Annotated in this window: 20 protein-coding genes; 13 read left to right on the forward strand and 7 right to left on the reverse strand. The window is 42.9% G+C overall.

Translation table 11 applies throughout. The features are described 5' to 3' along the window. The first annotated feature begins 447 nt into the window (after nucleotides 1–447). Entirely contained in the window at nucleotides 448–819 is a 372-nt protein-coding gene (locus tag FCL54_RS14205) for a DUF423 domain-containing protein (RefSeq protein WP_138127466.1), read from the forward strand. Nucleotides 820–1,428: 609 nt separating this feature from the next. Here FCL54_RS14205 and gerQ read toward each other — a convergent pair. The 3 genes from gerQ to hemQ form a co-directional block, all read right to left on the reverse strand. Then, nucleotides 1,429–1,905, reverse strand: coding sequence for a spore coat protein GerQ (gene gerQ, locus FCL54_RS14210; protein ID WP_138127390.1), 477 nt, complete (start codon nucleotides 1,903–1,905; stop codon nucleotides 1,429–1,431). A 20-nt stretch (nucleotides 1,906–1,925) separates the two neighbouring features. Then, a complete protein-coding gene (locus FCL54_RS14215) occupies nucleotides 1,926–2,357 on the reverse strand; it encodes a cell wall hydrolase (RefSeq protein WP_138127392.1) in 432 nt (143 codons plus the stop codon). 152 nt (nucleotides 2,358–2,509) lie between these two features. Then, complete coding sequence (hemQ, locus tag FCL54_RS14220) at nucleotides 2,510–3,256, reverse strand: hydrogen peroxide-dependent heme synthase (protein WP_138127394.1); 747 nt, start codon at nucleotides 3,254–3,256, stop codon at nucleotides 2,510–2,512. Between the two features lie 175 nt (nucleotides 3,257–3,431). Here hemQ and FCL54_RS14225 point away from each other — a divergent pair, with 175 nt between their 5' ends. Together FCL54_RS14225 and pta are read left to right on the forward strand one after the other, a co-directional pair. Then, nucleotides 3,432–4,367, forward strand: coding sequence for a hypothetical protein (locus FCL54_RS14225; RefSeq protein WP_138127396.1), 936 nt, complete (start codon nucleotides 3,432–3,434; stop codon nucleotides 4,365–4,367). 199 nt (nucleotides 4,368–4,566) lie between these two features. Beyond that, entirely contained in the window at nucleotides 4,567–5,538 is a 972-nt protein-coding gene (gene pta, locus FCL54_RS14230; RefSeq protein ID WP_138127398.1) for a phosphate acetyltransferase, read from the forward strand. A gap of 219 nt (nucleotides 5,539–5,757) precedes the next feature. Here pta and lipL read toward each other — a convergent pair whose 3' ends face one another. Continuing rightward, nucleotides 5,758–6,600: an octanoyl-[GcvH]:protein N-octanoyltransferase gene (gene lipL / locus FCL54_RS14235; RefSeq protein WP_138127400.1), complete on the reverse strand. Its 843-nt coding sequence runs from the start codon at nucleotides 6,598–6,600 to the stop codon at nucleotides 5,758–5,760. Between the two features lie 266 nt (nucleotides 6,601–6,866). Here lipL and FCL54_RS14240 point away from each other — a divergent pair, with 266 nt between their 5' ends. The 5 genes from FCL54_RS14240 (at nucleotide 6,867) to FCL54_RS14260 (ending at nucleotide 11,737) form a co-directional block, all read left to right on the forward strand. Next, nucleotides 6,867–7,004: a zinc ribbon-containing protein gene (locus FCL54_RS14240; RefSeq protein ID WP_138127401.1), complete on the forward strand. Its 138-nt coding sequence runs from the start codon at nucleotides 6,867–6,869 to the stop codon at nucleotides 7,002–7,004. Nucleotides 7,005–7,219: 215 nt separating this feature from the next. After that, a complete protein-coding gene (locus tag FCL54_RS14245) occupies nucleotides 7,220–8,446 on the forward strand; it encodes a dicarboxylate/amino acid:cation symporter (protein WP_138127402.1) in 1,227 nt (408 codons plus the stop codon). Nucleotides 8,447–8,629: 183 nt separating this feature from the next. Beyond that, the gene (locus FCL54_RS14250; RefSeq protein WP_138127403.1) at nucleotides 8,630–9,511 is read left to right on the forward strand and encodes a GGDEF domain-containing protein; all 882 of its coding nucleotides are present in this window, start codon (nucleotides 8,630–8,632) and stop codon (nucleotides 9,509–9,511) included. A gap of 283 nt (nucleotides 9,512–9,794) precedes the next feature. Beyond that, complete coding sequence (locus FCL54_RS14255; protein ID WP_138127404.1) at nucleotides 9,795–11,084, forward strand: HD domain-containing protein; 1,290 nt, start codon at nucleotides 9,795–9,797, stop codon at nucleotides 11,082–11,084. Nucleotides 11,085–11,230: 146 nt separating this feature from the next. Next, nucleotides 11,231–11,737, forward strand: coding sequence for a YwgA family protein (locus FCL54_RS14260; protein ID WP_138127405.1), 507 nt, complete (start codon nucleotides 11,231–11,233; stop codon nucleotides 11,735–11,737). A 50-nt stretch (nucleotides 11,738–11,787) separates the two neighbouring features. On the opposite strand, the gene FCL54_RS14265 is transcribed toward FCL54_RS14260, so the two are convergent. Continuing rightward, nucleotides 11,788–12,225, reverse strand: a complete 438-nt coding sequence (locus FCL54_RS14265; RefSeq protein WP_138127406.1) for a hypothetical protein — start codon at nucleotides 12,223–12,225, stop codon at nucleotides 11,788–11,790. Nucleotides 12,226–12,428: 203 nt separating this feature from the next. Between FCL54_RS14265 and FCL54_RS14270 the strand changes: the two genes are divergently transcribed. Next, on the forward strand, nucleotides 12,429–12,665 hold the full coding sequence (locus FCL54_RS14270; protein ID WP_138127407.1) for a hypothetical protein: 237 nt from the start codon (nucleotides 12,429–12,431) through the stop codon (nucleotides 12,663–12,665). An 89-nt stretch (nucleotides 12,666–12,754) separates the two neighbouring features. On the opposite strand, the gene FCL54_RS14275 is transcribed toward FCL54_RS14270, so the two are convergent. After that, entirely contained in the window at nucleotides 12,755–14,068 is a 1,314-nt protein-coding gene (locus FCL54_RS14275) for an NCS2 family permease (protein WP_138127408.1), read from the reverse strand. A gap of 222 nt (nucleotides 14,069–14,290) precedes the next feature. Here FCL54_RS14275 and FCL54_RS14280 point away from each other — a divergent pair, with 222 nt between their 5' ends. Together FCL54_RS14280 and FCL54_RS14285 are read left to right on the forward strand one after the other, a co-directional pair. Next, nucleotides 14,291–14,818, forward strand: coding sequence for a YwhD family protein (locus FCL54_RS14280; protein WP_425467129.1), 528 nt, complete (start codon nucleotides 14,291–14,293; stop codon nucleotides 14,816–14,818). Nucleotides 14,819–15,278: 460 nt separating this feature from the next. Further along, the gene (locus tag FCL54_RS14285) at nucleotides 15,279–15,539 is read left to right on the forward strand and encodes a DUF2164 domain-containing protein (protein ID WP_246055273.1); all 261 of its coding nucleotides are present in this window, start codon (nucleotides 15,279–15,281) and stop codon (nucleotides 15,537–15,539) included. 53 nt (nucleotides 15,540–15,592) lie between these two features. Here the strand turns inward: FCL54_RS14285 and FCL54_RS14290 are convergent, their stop codons facing one another. Then, the gene (locus FCL54_RS14290) at nucleotides 15,593–17,659 is read right to left on the reverse strand and encodes a transglycosylase domain-containing protein (RefSeq protein WP_138127409.1); all 2,067 of its coding nucleotides are present in this window, start codon (nucleotides 17,657–17,659) and stop codon (nucleotides 15,593–15,595) included. A 381-nt stretch (nucleotides 17,660–18,040) separates the two neighbouring features. On the opposite strand from FCL54_RS14290, the gene speE reads away from it, so the two are divergent. Beyond that, nucleotides 18,041–18,868, forward strand: coding sequence for a polyamine aminopropyltransferase (gene speE / locus FCL54_RS14295; RefSeq protein WP_138127410.1), 828 nt, complete (start codon nucleotides 18,041–18,043; stop codon nucleotides 18,866–18,868). A gap of 12 nt (nucleotides 18,869–18,880) precedes the next feature. Continuing rightward, complete coding sequence (speB, locus tag FCL54_RS14300) at nucleotides 18,881–19,759, forward strand: agmatinase (RefSeq protein WP_138127411.1); 879 nt, start codon at nucleotides 18,881–18,883, stop codon at nucleotides 19,757–19,759.

Raw genomic sequence — 19,759 nt, forward strand, 5'->3', positions numbered from 1 at the left:
AGGACCATTTTCTTTTTATGAAATAGAACTATCCATCCATACAGCTAGCATTTTAGAATCGGAAGCAATCACCATCTGTCCTTTTTCAAAAAGTAGATTGGATAAATCGAAGAGACCGGCTCGTTGGGATTCCAGCAACTTCATGCGCCAAAGCAGAAAGTCTGAGCAAAAAAGATAGCAGAAAAGAGCAAAACAACTGATGACAACCCTTACCATAATCTTATGAAAAATTCTAAAGCCGTTGAGTAAAGTTATCGATTTATAACCCTAATTTAAGAGAATCAAACCGTTTATAAAAATTTGTAAAGATACCGTAAACTGCAGTAAAAAGCTGCAATAGTTGAAAGATTATTGAACAAATCGGGGAAACGTTTGCTGTTAGTAGAGGGATTTAGTTATGATAGGATTGGATAATAGAAAAAGGGGATAGGAGCGTTAAAGATTATGCTGAAAATCTTTTTGATATTAGGAAGCTTAAATGCGTGTGTGGCTGTTGCACTCGGGGCTTTTGGAGCTCACGGGCTTGAAGGGAAGTTGTCAGAGAAAATGCTCTCTACTTATGAAACGGGAGTGAAATACCATATGTATCATTCTCTCGGTTTGATCGGCATCGCATTAATCGCTGACCGCCTCGGAAACTCGGGGTTAATCAATTGGGCGGGATGGCTGATGTTTATCGGGATCATACTTTTTTCAGGCAGCCTGTATGTTTTAAGCAATACTGGCATTAAAATCCTTGGAGCAATCACTCCGCTCGGAGGAGTAGCTTTTCTGGCGGCATGGATTCTTGTTGCGGTAGCTGCGTTTAAACTTTCATAACAAAGAAAAAAGGCTGGGACAAAAGTATTTTAGCAAAGGAAAATCCGAACTATGATTCAAAATTCTTTAATCAGAATTTAAATCAGTTCGGATTTTTCTTTTGGCCGTTTAAGTAATTTTTCCTGTTCATTATATATCGGCTACATATTATCTTTTAAAACGATACTGGGGTACCTCAACCCGCTACGAAAATACACTTCGCTTTCCACGGGCGGCTGGTGAGCCTCCTCATGCTAACGCACTCCGGGGTCTCACCGATGCCATTGCTCCCGTAGGAGTCTTCGTGTATTTTCTTCGCTTGAGGAGGAGTAATAAAGTTCCTTTAGTGGGAAACCACTTCCAGCGTAGGCAGAATACGTAGACTCCAGCGGGAACAGCACGAGTCCGAAGACCCCGCAGCGATGGTTTTTCCGCGAGGAGGCTGAGGCCGTGCCCGCGGAAAGCGAAGTATTCTGCCGAAGCGGTTTGCATTACTCCTACTATAAAGGAAGATAAACCTATTGAAAATTAATATTCTATACTTGTTAATTCTGAATCATTCGTTTTTAAACTTGAACGTCTTATTTATCTCCCAAGCCTCTTTTAGTATGTTTATGATTGCATGGAAAGTTATCTAGGAGTATATTGTGTCATCTGCCCGACTGGATAGCTATATTCGATCTCTTCATCGAAAGTGATATAATCGAGATATACCATCAATAATAAATAACGCCTTTCGCTTTGCGGGTCGCTCAATACGATATGGTCTCTCCCCGCCGCCTCTATCACGCCTGTAAATACCTTTGTTTCTTTCGTTTCGAATGTCATGTAAACTTTAGCAACTTTCCCACGGTTCAATCTCAGGATGTTTTCAATGTAAGATTGCTCAATTGGCAGCTGGCCTCCGGGACCCGGTATATAACCACCCGAAGCAGCTCCGGGAAAACCAGACGGGTAAGCACCTGGAGGAAATTGCTGTTGCGCTCCCGCTACACCTGTTGGATATTGCTGTTGCACTCCCGCTACTTGTTGAGGCATGTATGGGGTAGCTCCCATCTGTGGTGCCCCGGCTCCAGTGTTCCAATACTTGTTATTGTTGTTAGCCATTTCGAACCTCCTCTTCACTCTTAAAAGACGTTGTACACCTCTTCACAGTCTGACGCAGTTGGCTTATAGAAGCAGTGGCTTTTGTAGCGGCCGGAATTATATTGATCAAACCATTGTGCAGGACATGAACCTTCTGGTCTGAAAAACCAGAGGGCAAATTCGGCAGCCCCCTGGCGTCTTCCTTCCACTACTTGCCGGGCAAGCCTGATATCTACATCACGGGCTCGTTGATAAAAATAGCCTTTTATCGTTGCCTCGAACCCGCCTGGCTTCTGGTACACCATTCGCTCGATTGTGTTAACATCTTTAAAATCAAGACATCTAACCCGCACCCTGTTGACTCCTACATTTCCAACCATCAACATTCCGATTTTACCGTCGCCTTCCGCTTCAGCTCGCATCAGCCTTGCAAGTAGCTTGATGTCCTTCTCGGTTGTTTTGATTACAGCCATTTGCTCCACCTCTTCCGGGATAAGAACGTATAAAGGATGACAGGAGAGCGAAAAAAATCTATATGGCTCTTTCAATAACCCATTTTATGTTTGTGGAAAAGGGATATGACAAAAAAAAGCCCTCTGTTAAAAATAACAGAGGGCATTGCTGGTTAGACGGCAAGGAATTGCGGAATTTTATTTTTAGTCAAAAGGGTTCCGACAAAGAAGCTGCCGAACTCGCCGAAGCGTGCGCTTACTTCATCGAATCGCATTTCATACACTAACTTTTTAAACTGTAGCACATCGTCTGAGAAAAGGGTTACGCCCCACTCCCAATCATCGAATCCAACAGAACCGGTGATGATCTGCTTTACCTTTCCGGCATAACCGCGGCCGATCAAACCATGGCTGCGCATCATTTCGCGGCGCTCGTCCATGGAAAGCATGTACCAGTTGTCGTTTCCTTCGCGCTTCTTGTTCATCGGATAGAAACAAACATATTTCGACTCAGGAAGCGCCGGCTTCAAGCGAGCCTGGATATGGGGGTTCTCTTCAGGATTTGAGTCCTTTCCTGCCATGTAATTGCTCAGCTCTACAACGGATACATAAGAATAAGAAGGAATCGTATACTCAGCAAATTTTGTTTTATTAAAAGCATTTTCTATTTCGTTCAGTTCTTCCATTGTCGGGCGAAGTAGCATGATCATAAAATCGGCTTTCTGTCCTAGAATGGAATAAATCGCATGGCTGCCCTGTTTGGCATCATGGGCCTTACCCCATTTTTCAAGGAAGTTCAAAAGCTCTTTCGTTGCTTCTTCACGTTCATCGCTGGATACCATCTTCCAGGAAGCCCAGTCCATTGTACGGAAATCGTGAAGGCAATACCATCCATCAAGTGTAATTGCTGCTTCGTTCATCTTCTTTCACTCCTTAAAGCTTCTGTTAGGATATTCCACTACTTACTATACCAATAGTTCGTCCACTTTAAAAGCAGTTAGGCATGAAAGGCGGAAGATGGAAATAAAGCGACTTATGAAACAATTAAGGGTACAGTATCGTATAAGAGATTGAGAGGAAAGGGGAGTATTCGATATGGACAGATTGAACGAGCGTTTGGGGAAGCTGCAGGAACAGCAGCGCGTGCATAAAAAGTGGTCGGCAAAAAGAAAGCTAATAAAACAAAACCTAACGGAAGAGCGTGAAAGATTGGATATTTTTAAAGAAAAACTGGAAAAAGAGAACCTGGATGTGGAGAAACTGCATAAGATTTCAGTCACCAATCTGTTGTATACACTTCTTGGTACGAAAGAAGACCGGCTTGACCGGGAGAAGCAGGAGGCTGCAGCAGCAAAACTTAAATATGATGAAGCAGCATTTTCGGTTAAAAAAATGGAAAAGGAATTGGAAACCTGCCGGATGCAACTCGAAAAACATCCAGACCCAGAAAAAGAGTATGCAGAGCTTCTAAAAGAAAAGGAAAAACTGATCGCAGATAAAAATTCTCCATTAAGCAGAGAACTATACGAAGTGATCGAGATGGAAAATCATTATGAGAAGTCATTGAAAGAAATAAACGAAGCCCTTGCAGAAGGAGACGAAGCATTGAACGCTCTACAGCAGGTTGTCGATGCACTTCATAAAGCGGGGAACTGGGGGACGATCGACATGATTGGAGGAGGCGCGATCACTACCGCACTGAAGCATAATCAAATGGATCAGGCAAAAATTCTTATGCATGAAGCACAATACAAGTTAAAGCAATTTCAGTCTGAACTAAACGAGGTAGGAGAAACAGGAAGCGTTAGAATGGATAAATTCAACTTTTTGCACGTTGCTGATTATGTGTTTGACGGGTTTATCGTAGATTGGCTTGTCCAGGGGAAAATCCACGAGAGCAAAAGACAGGCAACATCGCAGGCAGATACGGTGTCCGAAGCCATTTCATTATTGAAGAGAGAGAAACAAAAGGCGGAGCAGGCACTTCAAACAACGAAAGAAAAACGGCTTGAAATGGTTAAAAAGGCTTGATTATATGAGAAGGTTTTTTTGAGAATAAAGCCTCCCATACAGTTAAAGAATAGTAAAGCCAGACATAAGCACGTTAAAATTTTGCGAAAAAAAGAACTTTTATAATGGAAAGGCTTACAGCTCCTTTTATAATTTTGTTTTGTTGGGAAAAGGAGTATCGTAGAGACCGGAAAGAATACTTTTAAATGAGGTGAAACATATGAGCGATTTATTTACTGGTATAGCTGAAAAAGTAAAGGCGAGCCAGCCTTCGATTGTTTTCCCGGAAGGAACGGATGAGCGAATTCTTGAGGCAGCGAGTCGTTTGCAAAAAGAAGGGATACTAAAACCGATCTTGATCGGCCAGGAAAAACAGCTGCGAGAAAAAGCTGGTTCGATCAACGTGTCCATCGAGGGAATCCAGATTTATGATCCGGAAACGTACGAAAAGATGGACGAGCTTGTTGCGGCTTTCGTTGAAAGAAGAAAAGGGAAAGCAACGGAAGAGGATGCAAGGAAGATTTTGAAAGATGCGAATTACTTCGGAACGATGCTTGTTTATACAGGAAGAGCAGCGGGACTTGTAAGCGGAGCAGCGCATTCGACTGCAGACACGGTTCGGCCGGCATTGCAGATCATCAAAACAAAGGAAGGCATTAAGAAAACATCCGGGGCATTCATCATGGTAAAAGATGATCAAAAATACGTTTTTGCTGATTGTGCGATCAATATAGCTCCTGATAGCAACGATCTGGCTGAGATTGCTGTTAGCAGTGCGGAAACAGCAAGATTGTTCGATATCACACCAATGGTAGCGATGCTAAGCTTTTCTACAAAAGGATCAGCAAAATCGGAAGAAACCGAAAAAGTAATCGAAGCAACAAAGATTGCGAAGGGAAAAAATCCAGATCTTCTTATCGACGGCGAATTTCAATTCGACGCAGCCTTCGTTCCGGAAGTGGCAAAGAAAAAAGCACCCGATTCTCCACTTGAAGGCCAGGCGAATGTGTTTGTATTCCCGGGACTGGAATCGGGAAACATCGGCTACAAAATGGTTCAGCGCTTAGGCGGGTTCGAAGCAATAGGGCCGATCCTCCAGGGATTGAACATGCCCGTCAACGACCTCTCCCGCGGGTGCAACGTTGAAGACGTATACAAACTTGCCCTTATCACCGCAAGCCAGAGTCTGTAACAAAAGAAATGAAATACGGAATAAAAGTATTAGAAAATAGTACCGCGAAGCGATACATCTTAGCTCTCCTTAAAAAAAGCTGCCAAGTCTTTTTTGAAAGAGCGCAGCGAAAAGACTCTTATGTTTTATCAGTGGCGTCATGCTTGCATGTAAGACACCGATAACACATAAGAGTCGGCGGGAGAGCAAAATTGCTTGCTTTAAGTAAAGCACTGGAGTCTAAATTCGCTCCAGTGCTTTTTCATTTCGATCATACACTCGCTTATAGTTTGCCTGATAAATCTCCATCTCCTCAACCGAAAGCTGAGAGGACCTCAAGCCATCCGAATAACCCTTCAACGTATACAAACAGCTTGTCATCAAATCCATCACCGTAAGCTCAACTCCCAGCAACTCGGACAGTGATGCCATCGTCTCAGGCTTAACGATCGGGTATTCAAACTTCGTCGTTTCGCCCTGTTGTGCACGCTCATAAAACTCTCTTATCAATGCAGCCCTTTCACTCCCGCTTCCGTTTACGGAAATATAAATCTGCACGGCAACGCCTCCGCGGATCCTTCGCTGGGAAATCCCCGCAAACTTCTTGCCGCCTATGCTTAAATCGAATCGCCCTGGGCAGTAAGAACCGACTATCTCTCTTGCCTCGATGGAAACGTCATAAGGAGCCAGTATTTCTCTCGTAAACTCGACCATCGCATTGTATCCTGTATCAATGTCAATTTTCCGGTCTTTTTCCGGGAAGATAAGAGAAAGGTTTAGTACGCCTTCATCCAGTACGACAGCAAGTCCGCCTGAATTTCTGACAATCACCCTGTATCCTTTTTGTTTTAAAAAAGATATTCCTTCCATAATATGCGGGAGTCTGCTGTCCTGGATTCCCAGCACGACGGTATCATGATGGACCCACGAGCGGAAAGCGGGCTCTGAATCGCCGCTTCCTACCGACGTACATAAGGTATCATCCATCGCAAACGATTGAAGCGCATTAAAAGAAGGCCCGAGTGTAGTTTGATCTATAATTCGCCACTTTGGCTGAAACAGTATAGGTTCCTTGGTAATCATTTGACATGTTCTCCTTTTATTTACGGTCTTACTGAAATTATTATAACACTTTTTCCGGGAAAATTATGATACCGTTCATCAGGATACATGTTAGTTCATAGCCGCTATATGAATATATCGCCCGTATCGCCAGGCGCTATAAGGCGGGTTCGACAATAACCGAGTAAATTCCCCGGGAAATGAAGACTTTTGTAAGAAATGATTATTTTATGTTTAGCCCTCGAAAAAATAGTGAATAGATTACTAAGTTTTAGGAGGTGAGATTAATGGCAGAAGCTACCACAAGGCCCGGAAAAGGGACATATAAGTGTAAAAACTGCGGTACCGAAGTCACTCTGGATGATCAAGGAGATCAATTGCCTCCATGCCCAAGTTGTGGAAACAAGTATTTTGATGAAGTATAATTCTATGAATTAGGAATAACAAAATAATTTTCTTGCGCTATAAAACGCCAGGTAACTTGGTAGGTTGCCTGGCTCTTTTTGAATGGTGAAATGTTCTGAAGATATTAGTTCCAATAGCGGTTGCATAAATATGAGAAGTATCTAATAATAGATAGGGTGTGTTCATGTTTTGCATCAGAGAACTTCATCAAGAATAGAGAGAGAGGAGAAAGAACATGAAGTTAACCAGAAATATTATCATCGGGTTAGTATTGGGTATCCTTGTTGGAATTATCTTGAATGCCTTTTTGCCTGATTTATTTGATCCGATAGATACTTATTTATTTGATCCAGTAGGGAAAATATTCTTAAACCTAATTAAAATGCTTGTTGTTCCGATCGTATTCTTTTCGATTGTGGTTGGAACGATGGGAATCAGTGATCCAAAAAAACTTGGTCGCATGGGAGCGAAAACGATAACGTTCTTCCTGGTAACAACCACGGTCGCGATTTCCATTGCAATGGCGCTTGCCTTCATTGTAAAGCCTGGAGTCGAAGGAGCTATCAGCAACACGGGTGGCCAGGAGTTTAAAGCAGAAGAAGCTCCTCCGGTGATTGATACACTTCTGAATATCATACCGACGAATCCAGTAGCATCCCTCGTGGAAGGAAACATGCTGCAAATCATCGCCTTTGCGATTTTTATAGGACTGGCGCTAGCCATGCTCGGAGACAGGACAAAAGGGCTTGCGAACCTTTTTGAACAGGCGAATGACGTTATGATGTATCTTGTTCGTATCGTTATGCTGACTGCTCCGTTCGGTGCGTTCGCATTAATCGCATCTGCGGTCGGGGGACAGGGAAAAGAAGCTCTTGCTTCTCTTGCGATGTACTTTGTCGTTGTCCTTGCCGCGCTTTTAATCCACGCACTTGTCACATACAGCACGGCAGTGGCATTCCTTGGGAAGGTGAATCCTTTAACTTTCTTTAAAAAGTTTTCACCGGCGATGGCCGTAGCTTTTAGTACATCATCAAGTAGTGGTACACTTCCTGTTTCTATGAAAACGGCTCAGGAAAGATTAGGAATTTCAAAGCAGGTCAGCAGTTTCGTACAACCGCTTGGTGCCACGATCAACATGGACGGTACAGCGATTATGCAGGGTGTCGCAACTGTCTTCATCGCACAGATTACCGGTACTGATCTATCTTTTACACAAATTATTACGGTAGTGGTGACAGCGACCGTAGCCAGTGTCGGTACTGCTGGGGTACCTGGTGTAGGGCTCATTATGCTTGCGATGGTATTGAAACAGGTAGGACTGCCGCTTGAACCGATCGGATTGATCTTAGCAGTAGACCGTCTGCTTGATATGACTCGAACTGCAGTCAATATTACCGGGGATGCAGCTTGTGCATTGTTTGTAAACCGTTCGGAAGCAGACCGTGCAGCTGCACAGGAATAGTTATAAATAATTTTTAAAGTAAGCCTGGCGTGCTGATTAAAATCGGCACGCCATTTTTGTTTGAAGAAAAAATATAGAAATTATAGAAAAATCTGGTTACGAACAAAGCGGATTTTTGCTAACATATGATAAGGTTCTACTATTACTTTTATAAAGAAATTAAAGGAATGAGGATTTTAAGAAATGACTGTGTTACACTCAATCCCATCGCTTGTTTGGTTTATTAGTTTTGCCGTACTTGGAATACCTTTAATAGTTGATGATGTATTTAAGTTAGACGAAGCATTAGTGGAGATGACCTGGTTTTTAACGCTTATTCCCACCTTGTTGCTTAGCTATTATGGAGGACTTCATCTCAGTATAGTGACCCTTATCTTTGTTGCGGTATTTCATAGTTTGTTTGAAGTAGTGGAAATTTTTATAGAACAAAATCCTCTTTATATTTCCATTTTTCTCACAAGTATCTTTTTACAAGTGCTGATCGGTCTAACTGTTGGCGTTTTATCGAGTAAAGTAAAAGAAAAAGAAAGTCATCTTGAACGGCTTAATAAAGAGCTAGAAAAATTATCTTCAATTGATGAATTGACAGGTGTTTATAATCGAAGAGGGTTTTTGATGCTCAGCAGACAGGCTATCATAAGCAGTCCCGTCTCCAGCTGTTTATATTTAGATCTTGACGGATTTAAACAGGTGAATGACAAATATGGCCATGAAACTGGAGATGAATTATTAAAAAACGTTGCCAGGTTAATAAAAAGTTGTGTTCAGGAGGAGGACGTAGTCGGAAGACTTGGTGGGGACGAATATGTTGTTTTTTTGAAAGATGGAGACGAAAACCGGGCAGTGCAGGTTGCTTCGCAAATTAAGAATGCTTTTTCAGAGGCGATAATAATAAATAATGAAACGTGTACTGTTACTCCAAGCATAGGAATAGCTGGCTCACCTGCTGATGGGAAGAGTATTGAAGAACTCTTGTTAAACTCTGACTCGGCAATGTACAGGGCAAAAAAGCAGGGTAAGAATGGTTATTCAATTTATACAGAACCAGGTCTTTATACTGTTTAATCATGTCGGGTTTTTTAGGAATAGTCCCAGGGTAAGTTTTTCAAAATATAAAAATGCTACAAGCGTGCCAAACAGTATTGTTTAGCCGCTTTTTTATATGGAAAAATTAGTGGCGGAACTTGTTCAAAAAATTAAATAGATACATTTTACGCTAAGTCTAGACACGGTTCGAGCTGATTTTGGAATTTTTTCCGACAAACATTTCCATTTAGAAGGTTTTCATATTAGCTCGAAGAATATATAATAAGAGGATGAAATTCATGGAAGGAGTCCGCCCTCTAAAATGCTTGAACTCTTGAATGAAGAAAAAGTATTTAAAGATCCCGTACACCGATATGTCCATGTAAAGTACAAGCTGATCTGGGATCTGATCGGCACAAAAGAATTCCAAAGGCTGCGCCGCATACGCCAGCTTGGAACAACATATTTAACATTTCACGGAGCTGAACATAGCCGTTTCAGCCACTCTCTTGGGGTGTATGAAATTGTACGCCGGATCGTGGACCTTTTCGAGGGGCGCAAAGAGTGGGACGACAAAAATCGGATGCTTAGCCTCTGTGCAGCGCTTCTGCATGATGTTGGTCACGGACCTTTTTCACATTCGTTTGAAAAAGTGTTTGATCTTGATCATGAAGATTTCACCAGGGAAATTATTCTTGGAGAAACAGAAGTCAATCAGGTTCTTCGTCAAGTTGATCAAGATTTTCCGAGACAAGTGGCGGATGTTATTGCTAAGACCCATGATAACAAATTAGTCGTTAGTTTAATTTCAAGCCAGATTGATGCTGATCGCATGGATTACCTGTTAAGGGATGCCTATTTTACTGGAGTAAGCTATGGCCAGTTTGATATCGAACGAATCCTGCGAGTGATGCGCCCGACAGAGGACCAGGTCGTTATAAAGGCAAGCGGCATGCATGCGGTGGAAGATTATATCATGAGCCGCTATCAAATGTACTGGCAGGTATATTTCCACCCGGTGACACGGAGTGCCGAGGTTATTCTAAGTAAGGTTCTCCATCGTGCAAAGCACTTATATAAAAAGGGGTATAAGTTTAAGCTTAAGCCTGTCCATTTTTATTCTCTTTTTATGGAAAACGTCAGCCTGGCAGATTATTTGCGCCTTGATGAATCAGTGGCGATGTATTATTTCCAGCTCTGGCAGGATGAAGAAGATACGATTTTAAGAGATTTGTGCAGAAGGTTTATGAATCGCCAGCTGTTTAAATACATCGAGTTTAATCCGATGGTACAGTTGAAGGACTGGCGCAGGCTTTCCGATCTTTTTGAGGAAGCTGGAATTGACCCGAACTATTATTTGGAGGTTGATTCGTCCTCCGACCTGCCGTACGACTTTTACAGGCCGGGGGAAGAGGAAGAGCGCTTGCCGATCCATTTGCTTATGCCGAACGGAGAACTAAGAGAGTTATCCCGAGAATCCGATGTTGTTGAGGCGATTTCCGGCAAAAAGCGGACTGATCATAAACTTTATTTTCCGGCAGATATGATCAACGACTTGTCCAGCCATCGCAAAGCGAAAGAAAAAATCAAAGAAATATTACACTTAAAATAAATGGTTCAAAAAGTGATAGAGAGGGTAATACGACATTTAAATGGCTTTATTTTTTACTTGATACATAAAGGCAGGTCGTGGACCGCTGAACAATCACGAAAACTTTTTGACCAACCTGTCAATAGAATAAATGGGAGGGGTACAGGTTGCTTGAAGATCACGCCAAAGTTATTAGTTTGTTAAAAGAAGCAGGCGAAATAATTGGACGTAAGAAGCTGCAGAAAATCGTTTATATTTGCAAAAAGCTACAGTTTCCTTTTAATGAACGCTACCAATTTCATTTTTACGGACCTTATTCAGAGGAATTAACGCTTCGAGTAGAAGAGCTTTGCAATTTAGGGCTTGTGAATGAAGTGAAAGAAAGCAAGGGAGGCTATTATCAGTACCGTTATACAATCACAGAAGAAGGGGAAGGTTTCCTTGGCCATTATGATTTGGAGATGCCTTATCTGAACAAATGTATCTGTGAGATGAATGGACAAAGTTCGCGCTTTCTGGAGTTAGTTTCCACGGTTCTTTATTTTGATTCCTTGCCTAAAGAAGAAGTAAAGGAAAAAGTTTTTACCATTAAGCGAAAGCAAAATTATACAGAAGAAGAGATTGAAGAGGCTTATGGTTACATCGAAAGATTGAACAAACATCTTGAAGCCTAAAGCTTAGAAAAAGGGATTGCTACCGGTCAGCAATCCCTTTTCTTATGAGCTTAATGGTAAGTTGGCAGATTAGAATCCCTTGAATGCGCTTTTTCCGTAAATGAAAAATCCACTTTTTCTAGAATCACGCCTGCTGCAATGGTTAGCAGCATCATCAAACCTGACACGATAAGTACTTTTATGTACGGAAAAACAAGCGATTTAAGATCCGGGCTTGAGCCTAATTGGAGCATCATTAGCGTCGCACTTACTGAAATATGAAAAAACAGTCCGCTCAGAACTCCAATAACTGCCCTCTGGTAAATCAATTCCTCTCTCCAGTATAAAGCTCCGAGAACATAGAGCCCGATTGTAACAAGAAGGACGAGAAAAGCAGTAACCCAGGAAAAAGCGTGAAATGCTGTTACATGAAATAGGGTATACACAAGATAACCGATAAGTCCAAGTACAATTCCTAACAGGTAAGGAGAGATTAAAATCTTTTTCATGTGATTCGCTCCTTTCTCACAGGTCGGCTGTATATGTAAAATACACTCCTTATAGCTCTATTCCTTCTTTACGTGAATTATAATCGTCTTTTTTGCCAAAATTGGTATATTATTACTGAATATGTTTGGGAGAAAGTGCCCAGTGAATAGATTAAGCATTGCAGGCTGAAACTAAAGATAACAAAGGAAGGTGGGTGAGCGAGATGAAGGAAGAGAATATAGAGAAACAATATGAAAATTTAAAGAAGGAAGGTGTACCTTCCTCAGCCTTAAACGATGCAATAAACAGCGGATTCGAGGCTTACCCCGGCCACCTGGAATCAACCATGGGAGATGATGACGCACTAACCTCATTCGAAGAAAGCATCGTAGAACATTCCCTGGACGGAAAAACCTGGAACTCAAATCGAAAAAACGAAGAAGGATCTAAAGAAGAATAAAAAATAAGCCCTCATCATCAGAGGGCTTATTATAATGATATGGAATTTATTTGTAGAAGTTATCCACATTTTCCGTGGGGTCAGACCCCTTAAGCATGTGGCAGGAATGCGAGCTGGTAGAAAAATAAGACTGCGAACAGGTAAAGGAGTGGATGTACTTCACGCCATTTTCCTTTCACAACTTTCAACAACGGATAAGTGATGAATCCGAGTGCGATACCTGTTGCAATGCTCGATGTGAGCGGCATGCTTAGGATGATTAAAAATGCCGGGAACGCTTCATCAAACTCGCTCCAGTCAATTTTCCCCACTGCGCCGATCATCAAGCTTCCGACAATAATAAGCGTCGGGGCAGTAATAGCGGAAAGGCCTGAAACGGCACCGACTAGCGGTCCAAAGAACATCGAAACAAGAAACAGAATAGCTACGACAACTGAGGTAAGGCCAGTGCGCCCTCCTGTTGCAACACCGGAAGAAGACTCGATATAAGCACTTGTCGGACTCGTGCCAAAAATCGCTCCAACCGTAGTAGCGACAGAATCAGCCAGCAGTGCCTGTCTTGCCCGGGGCATTTTCTTTCCTTTCATCAATCCTGCCTGTTCAGCGACACCTACCATCGTTCCTGTTGTATCAAACAATGTCACAAGTAAGAATGAAAAGACAACCGCGTATAGACCGTACTGTATCATATCTGTAAAAGCCATAATCGGATTCCCGAAGATAAACCACTCAGGAGCTCCAGGAGCTTCGACCACCCCTGTAATTTTTAACTGCCCGGTAAAAATAGCAATGATTCCTGTAGCGATCATTCCGAAAAACAGGGCGCCATGAACATTTAGGACCATTAGAACGAGGGTGATCGCAAGACCGACCAGAGCCAGCAGCACTGGAGGAGAATGAAGATCTCCGAGTCCAACCAGGTTTTCCTCATGTGCCACGATAATCCCAGTCATTCGTAAACCGATGAATGCGATGAACAAGCCTATTCCGGCTGTAATGCCAAGCTTTAAATTGACAGGGATCGCTTCGATCAGTTTCTCCCTGAATGGTGTTAACGATAAAATAACAAACAAAATACCGGCGATAAAGACAGCGCCAAAAGCGACCTGGTAGGAAACATCCGCCTGTCCTCCTACAACAGAAAATGCAAAGTACGCGTTAAGGCCCATGCCGGGAGCAATGGCAATGGGGTAGTTTGCAAACAGTCCCATCCAGAGAGTTCCTACAACCGCAGCGATAATAGTAGCCATGAACACTGTTTCAAACGGCACGCCAGTAGAAGATAATATAATAGGATTAACGATTACAATGTATACCATTGTTAAGAACGTCGTGACCCCTGCAAGTAATTCCGTTTTAAGATTTGTTCCGTTCTGTTCCAGTTTAAAAAATTTTGATAACATGATGAGACCTCCAAAAAGACGAACGTTTTTTCAATCCGTTATCTATATTATTCGTTTTATTTTCCGATTGCAAGGGTTGACTAATAATCGATTTGAATTTTTTCCCTGTTACAGTTGATTCATTCCGTCCAGATAACTTAGGCAGTTCTGGAAGATGAATGAGTAAGGTTGCATATGATAAAATAATCAGTAGGCAATAATGGCGAAGGAGGTTTGATTGGTTTGGCTAATGAAGAAAGTAAAAAGAAGAAAAAAGGGCCGACTGGATTTAATATTTTAAGTGGTGATTCGACTTCCGGGCATGGTGGTTACGGTGTCGGTACGATCAGCCTTGATAATATATCTCCTGTCATAATCGATCCAGAGAATAATGAGATTTTTGTTGATATGGGTGCCCTTCATGCTAGAAGCGCGATAGAAAAACGCATAAAGTTAGTTAAAAATGGCCGGGAAGAGGTTCCGGACGGACGGACATGCTGGATTGTCTGGGTTACCGTTAACCGTGTCGATGAAGGCCCTTATTACCATGGGGTCGGAGAGGCTGAGTTCTTTGTGGATTCAGAAGCGCGCCGGGCATGGAAGAGCATGCCTGAGCATGTGAACAACATGGACAAGTCGATGAAAGGCAAAGTGGTATTGGATCGAATGGATGAGAAATCGAAGAAAATGCTAAAGGAATACCTGATCGGTTTTGATGAATCCATGTGGAATCGCTCAAGTCAAGAGTTACATGAGGCACTTGACGTATAAAAGTGATATTTTGAATGTTTTTTGAACATTTGTGCAAAAAACTTGAGGTTTTTGGAAAGTAAACATAAACTTATTTTACACACACACAACATATAACTAGGACACAAAACAGCCCGGGGTCGCTTATGCACTCCGGATTGTTTTGTTTTATCGGGGAAAGAGAGGCATTTTTTCTCTCCCCAGGGCGCACATTTGGGCTCTTAGCTTCTTACATGCGAGCATGACGCAGCTAAGAGCCCAAATGCACTTGTCGCTTGCGCTCCTGCAAAATAGATTCGGTAATCTATTTTTAAGGGGAGAGCAAAGATGTGTCGCGTTGTGGTCCTATTTTTATATAGCAAAAACGGAGAAGTATTTAACATATTCCTAAAATAACTGTAAGCTTAGGAGAGAGATTGTACATAAAAGTTATCCACATTTTTAGTGGGGTCAGACCCCCGGCTAAGAGGAGGTTTATAAGATGATGGGAATGAAGTTGCCGAAGGAGCAGCGGGAGCAGGCTGTGGCTAAGATCCAGCAGTATTTTTATGAGGAGCGTTCGGAGGAGATCGGCGAGTTGGCCGCAGGGTTGGTTTTTGATTTTGTGATGAAGGAGATCGGCCCTTACTTTTACAACAAAGGTGTGAAAGATGCTAGGGACATGCTTGAGCAAAAGATCATGAACCTTGATGAAGACCTGGCCTCACTCGAGCGTCCGCTTGATATGTTTCGCCGCAGATAAACTCCTATAGATATTTCGCACAAAGACAGCGCCTGCTCGATTGCAGGCGCTGTTTATTTAAACCAATCAAAGATGCGATCGATAAAGCCTTTTTTCTCTTTCTTCTCTTTTTCAGCCGCTTTTGGCTGTTTGTTCGAATGCTCGTCACAGTATTCATGTGGCTCTGTTCCTTTTATATAGTAAGTTTTTCTTGTGACAGGGCAGTTTTCTGTCGCGAGCTTGCCGTTGTCCGGATTCACATTTACCGCGATAACGTTCTTCGTCGGTTTAAACTTTTTCTTTGGCTGTCCTTCGAGGGCTTCTTCGATAAAGTGGGCCCAGATGTTTTTAGCATACAAGCCGTCATTCGTCTCGTTCAGCGGTTTTCCTTCATCATAACCGACCCAGACGGAGGCCGTAAGCTGTGGGGTAAAACCGATCATCCAGCTGTCATTAGGAGTGGAACCGGTCTTTCCCGCCACCTGCCTTGATAACAGGTGGTCGACACCGCTCCCGGTTACTCTCGCATAGTCATTGAGTGATTCATCGAACACGCCTGTCATCATTTGCGTTGTCACGAAGGCGGCATCGGGATCAAGCACCTGTTCTGCTTCCTTTTTCCATTCGTAAATAACGTTGCCTTCCCGGTCGACAACCTTCGTAATATAATGGGGTTCTACCGATTTTCCGCCGTTTGCAAACATGCTGTAAGCCCCGGTCATTTCAATCATCCTGACCGGCTTCGTACCCAGCGCAAGAGAAGGGATTTTCGCCAGCGGGCTTTTGATGCCAAACCGTTTCGCCGTATTTACCAGCGTGTTTTCCTCTAGAAAAAGGTGCGTTTTTACCGCGACGATATTATCTGACAAAGCCAGTGCCTGGGCAAGGGTAATGTCACCGTATGCATATGCGTTTCCGTAGTTGTGAGGCGAATATTCCGATTTCCCATCATTGTAGCGGAATGTTGTCGGCTCGCTTCTAACCGGCGTTGAAGGTGTAAAGCCATTCTCGATCGCAGCATAATATAAAAATGCTTTGAACGTTGACCCGGGTGCCCTTTTTGCCATTGTCGCCCGGTTGAATTCGCTTTTCTCGTAATCTCTTCCTCCGACCAACGCCTTCACTTCACCGGTCTTCGGATCCATCGCAGTTAACGCAGTTTGGATATCCGAATCTTCATGAATAATTCTTCCCACCCATTTCTCGGCTGTTTTCTGCATATGCGGATCAAGCGTCGTATAAACCTTTAATCCGCCAGCTTCGATAAAACGCTGATCAAGGTTCAGTCTGTTTACAAGCGACTTTTTCACTTCATCAAGGAAATAAGGCCCCAATGATTCGATCTTATCTTCTTCGGGCTTTGCTAATATAATCCTTTCATGCTTCGCTTTAAAGGTTCTTTCGCCAGAAGCTTTGTTCGTTGCGGCCATAACATCTAGAATCGTTTCCTGCCTGTCTTTTGCCCGTTCAAAATGAACTTTTGGAGAATAATAGCTCGGGCCTTTTGGGATTCCAGCAAGCATCGCCGCCTCGCCAAGCGTCAAATCTTTTGCGTGTTTATCAAAATAATAGTCTGCAGCAGCTTCGATTCCGTAAGCGCCGTGGCCGTAATAAATCGTATTAAGATAGCCTTCCAAAATTTCTTCTTTCGTATAGTTTAACTCCAGGCGAATCGCATAAAGTGCTTCCTGTATCTTCCTTGTCCATGTTTTGTCATGTTCCAGAAACAGGTTTCGGGCATATTGCTGGGTGATCGTGCTTGCCCCCTGGACTTTTGACATCGCCTTTATATCCGCCAATCCTGCAGCGATAATCCTTTTAAAATCAAAACCGTAATGATCATAAAACCTTTTGTCTTCAATAGCGATCGTAGCATCGATAACATTCGGTGAAATGTCCTTCAACGGAACCCAGTATCTATTTTGTCCGCCGTGTTCGCTCTCACCTACCACCGAACCATCACTCGCATAAAAAACCGTCGTTTGCGGAACAAGCAATGTAGGCGGGCCCTGAATTTTCGCATATAAAAAAATAGAAAAAAGAAAGAGTACCATAAAAATAGAAAAAATAAGTGCAAGACGCATGAAAAGCCTCAGCCATCTCCACGTCTGTTTGAGCCGCTGGTCTGTGATCACTTCCATATCCTTCACCTCCGCCCATGCAAATTTAAAAAATCTATAAAACTTAGTTTTAGTATGGGAAAAAAGAAGGATTTCTAAACATGGATAGGAGTTACGGACAGTAAACATCGCTTCGGACAATCAACAAGCTGGTTTTGGCACGCTCGGAAAATCGAAGTAATGAACAAAAAATCTCTTGCAATAGGATAAAAAGTAAGACTATACTATGGCAGTCACAGTGGTTTTTTATGTGATAAAGGTTTTCTTTTTTGCTATCTATAGCGTGCTTTCCGTTTCAGAATTTTTGAACAGGGAACGATAAAACCATAAATTGTATTTCAAAGGATAATAAGGTTAGTTCGAGAAAACCTGAGGAATGAATTTTTTAGAGGAGTGAATGTAATGGAATTATGGTACACAGAGAAACAAACGGAGCGGTTTGGCATCACAGCGAAGATCAAACAAACTTTACATACAGAGCAGACCGATTTTCAAAGGCTGGATATGATCGAGACAGAAGAGTTTGGGAACATGCTTGTGCTTGACGGCATGGTGATGACAACGCAAAAAGATGAGTTCGTTTATCATGAGATGGTTGCACACGTGCCGTTATTTACCCATCCTAACCCAAAGAACGTACTGGTTGTTGGCGGCGGTGACGGCGGCGTTATCCGTGAAGTGCTGAAACATCCTTCTGTTGAAAAAGCGACACTTGTAGAAATCGACGGGAAGGTGATCGAATACTCGAAAAAGTACCTTCCGGAAATTGCGGGAGACCTTGACGATCCGCGTGTTGAAGTAAAAGTTGACGATGGATTTATGCATATCGCAAAAAGCGAAAACGATTATGACGTGATCATGGTAGATTCTACAGAACCTGTCGGGCCAGCTGCAAAGCTTTTTGAAAAAGGATTTTATGAAGGTATTTCCAAAGCGTTAAAAGAAGATGGGATCTTCGTTGCCCAGACAGATAACCCGTGGTTTAAGGCAGACTTGATTTCCCAGGTGAACCGTGATGTGAAGGAAATCTTCCCGATCACAAAACTATATATCGCTAACATCCCTACTTATCCGAGCGGAATGTGGACGTTCACGATCGGTTCTAAAAAACATGACCCGCTTGAAGTAAGCGAAGACCGTTTCCATGATATCGACACCAGGTATTATACAAAAGAGCTTCACAACGCTTGTTTTGCGCTTCCAAAATTCGTAGCGGATTTAGTGAAGTAAGGGGGAAGCAGGATGAAATTCGATGAAGCTTATTCTGGAAATGTCTTTATCTTAAGCAATCCGGACTTCGAAGAGAGCGATGTTGTCATATACGGAATGCCGATGGACTGGACTGTAAGCTTTCGCCCGGGCTCGCGTTTCGGCCCTGCCCGCATCCGTGAAGTATCCCTGGGGCTGGAAGAGTACAGCCCATACATGGACAGGCATCTTGAAGAAGTAAAATATTTTGATGCAGGCGACATCCCGCTTCCTTTTGGTAACCCTCAGAGAAGCATCGATATGATCGAGGAATATATCGATGGCCTGCTTGAAAAAGGAAAGTTTCCGCTCGGGCTCGGCGGTGAACATCTTGTAACATGGCCGATTCTCAAAGCGTTCCATAAAAAATACGATGACCTGGTGCTGATCCATATCGATGCACATACAGACCTGCGTGAGCAGTATGAAGGAGAACTATTATCCCATTCAACACCTGTCAGAAAAGCGTGCGGCCTGCTTGGTGCAGAAAATGTTTATTCATTCGGAATCCGTTCCGGTATGCGTGAAGAGTTTCAGTTCGCAAAGGACTCCGGAATGCATTTGTATAAGTTCGACGTAGCAGAGCCACTTAAAAAAGTACTGCCTGATCTTGCCGGCAGAAACGTATACGTCACGATAGATATCGATGTGCTTGACCCGGCACATGCTCCAGGAACCGGAACAGCTGAAGCGGGAGGCATCACGTCTAAAGAACTCCTGGATGCTATCATGATGATCGCTGACTCCGATATGAAAGTTGTCGGAGCGGATCTTGTGGAAGTAGCGCCGGCATATGACCCGACAGAAAAAACGCAAATCGCCGCTAGTAAGTTCATCCGGGAAATCCTGCTTGGATGGACAAATAAAAAATAA

Origin of the sequence: Exobacillus caeni (assembly GCF_005747095.1) — a bacterium.
In the GTDB taxonomy this organism is placed as follows: domain Bacteria; phylum Bacillota; class Bacilli; order Bacillales; family Guptibacillaceae; genus Exobacillus; species Exobacillus caeni.

What these genes read in the sequence shown, in the direction of transcription:
- FCL54_RS14285 (WP_246055273.1), top strand. Translation starts at nt 15,279, where the DNA reads ATGATGGGAATGAAGTTGCCGAAGGAGCAGCGGGAGCAGGCTGTGGCT.
- FCL54_RS14240 (WP_138127401.1), top strand. Translation starts at nt 6,867, where the DNA reads ATGGCAGAAGCTACCACAAGGCCCGGAAAAGGGACATATAAGTGTAAA.
- FCL54_RS14245 (WP_138127402.1), top strand. Translation starts at nt 7,220, where the DNA reads ATGAAGTTAACCAGAAATATTATCATCGGGTTAGTATTGGGTATCCTT.
- FCL54_RS14275 (WP_138127408.1), bottom strand. Translation starts at nt 14,068, where the DNA reads ATGTTATCAAAATTTTTTAAACTGGAACAGAACGGAACAAATCTTAAA.
- FCL54_RS14290 (WP_138127409.1), bottom strand. Translation starts at nt 17,659, where the DNA reads ATGGAAGTGATCACAGACCAGCGGCTCAAACAGACGTGGAGATGGCTG.
- FCL54_RS14255 (WP_138127404.1), top strand. Translation starts at nt 9,795, where the DNA reads ATGCTTGAACTCTTGAATGAAGAAAAAGTATTTAAAGATCCCGTACAC.
- FCL54_RS14215 (WP_138127392.1), bottom strand. Translation starts at nt 2,357, where the DNA reads ATGGCTGTAATCAAAACAACCGAGAAGGACATCAAGCTACTTGCAAGG.
- gerQ (WP_138127390.1), bottom strand. Translation starts at nt 1,905, where the DNA reads ATGGCTAACAACAATAACAAGTATTGGAACACTGGAGCCGGGGCACCA.
- lipL (WP_138127400.1), bottom strand. Translation starts at nt 6,600, where the DNA reads ATGATTACCAAGGAACCTATACTGTTTCAGCCAAAGTGGCGAATTATA.
- pta (WP_138127398.1), top strand. Translation starts at nt 4,567, where the DNA reads ATGAGCGATTTATTTACTGGTATAGCTGAAAAAGTAAAGGCGAGCCAG.
- FCL54_RS14250 (WP_138127403.1), top strand. Translation starts at nt 8,630, where the DNA reads ATGACTGTGTTACACTCAATCCCATCGCTTGTTTGGTTTATTAGTTTT.
- hemQ (WP_138127394.1), bottom strand. Translation starts at nt 3,256, where the DNA reads ATGAACGAAGCAGCAATTACACTTGATGGATGGTATTGCCTTCACGAT.
- FCL54_RS14225 (WP_138127396.1), top strand. Translation starts at nt 3,432, where the DNA reads ATGGACAGATTGAACGAGCGTTTGGGGAAGCTGCAGGAACAGCAGCGC.
- FCL54_RS14265 (WP_138127406.1), bottom strand. Translation starts at nt 12,225, where the DNA reads ATGAAAAAGATTTTAATCTCTCCTTACCTGTTAGGAATTGTACTTGGA.
- speB (WP_138127411.1), top strand. Translation starts at nt 18,881, where the DNA reads ATGAAATTCGATGAAGCTTATTCTGGAAATGTCTTTATCTTAAGCAAT.
- FCL54_RS14270 (WP_138127407.1), top strand. Translation starts at nt 12,429, where the DNA reads ATGAAGGAAGAGAATATAGAGAAACAATATGAAAATTTAAAGAAGGAA.
- speE (WP_138127410.1), top strand. Translation starts at nt 18,041, where the DNA reads ATGGAATTATGGTACACAGAGAAACAAACGGAGCGGTTTGGCATCACA.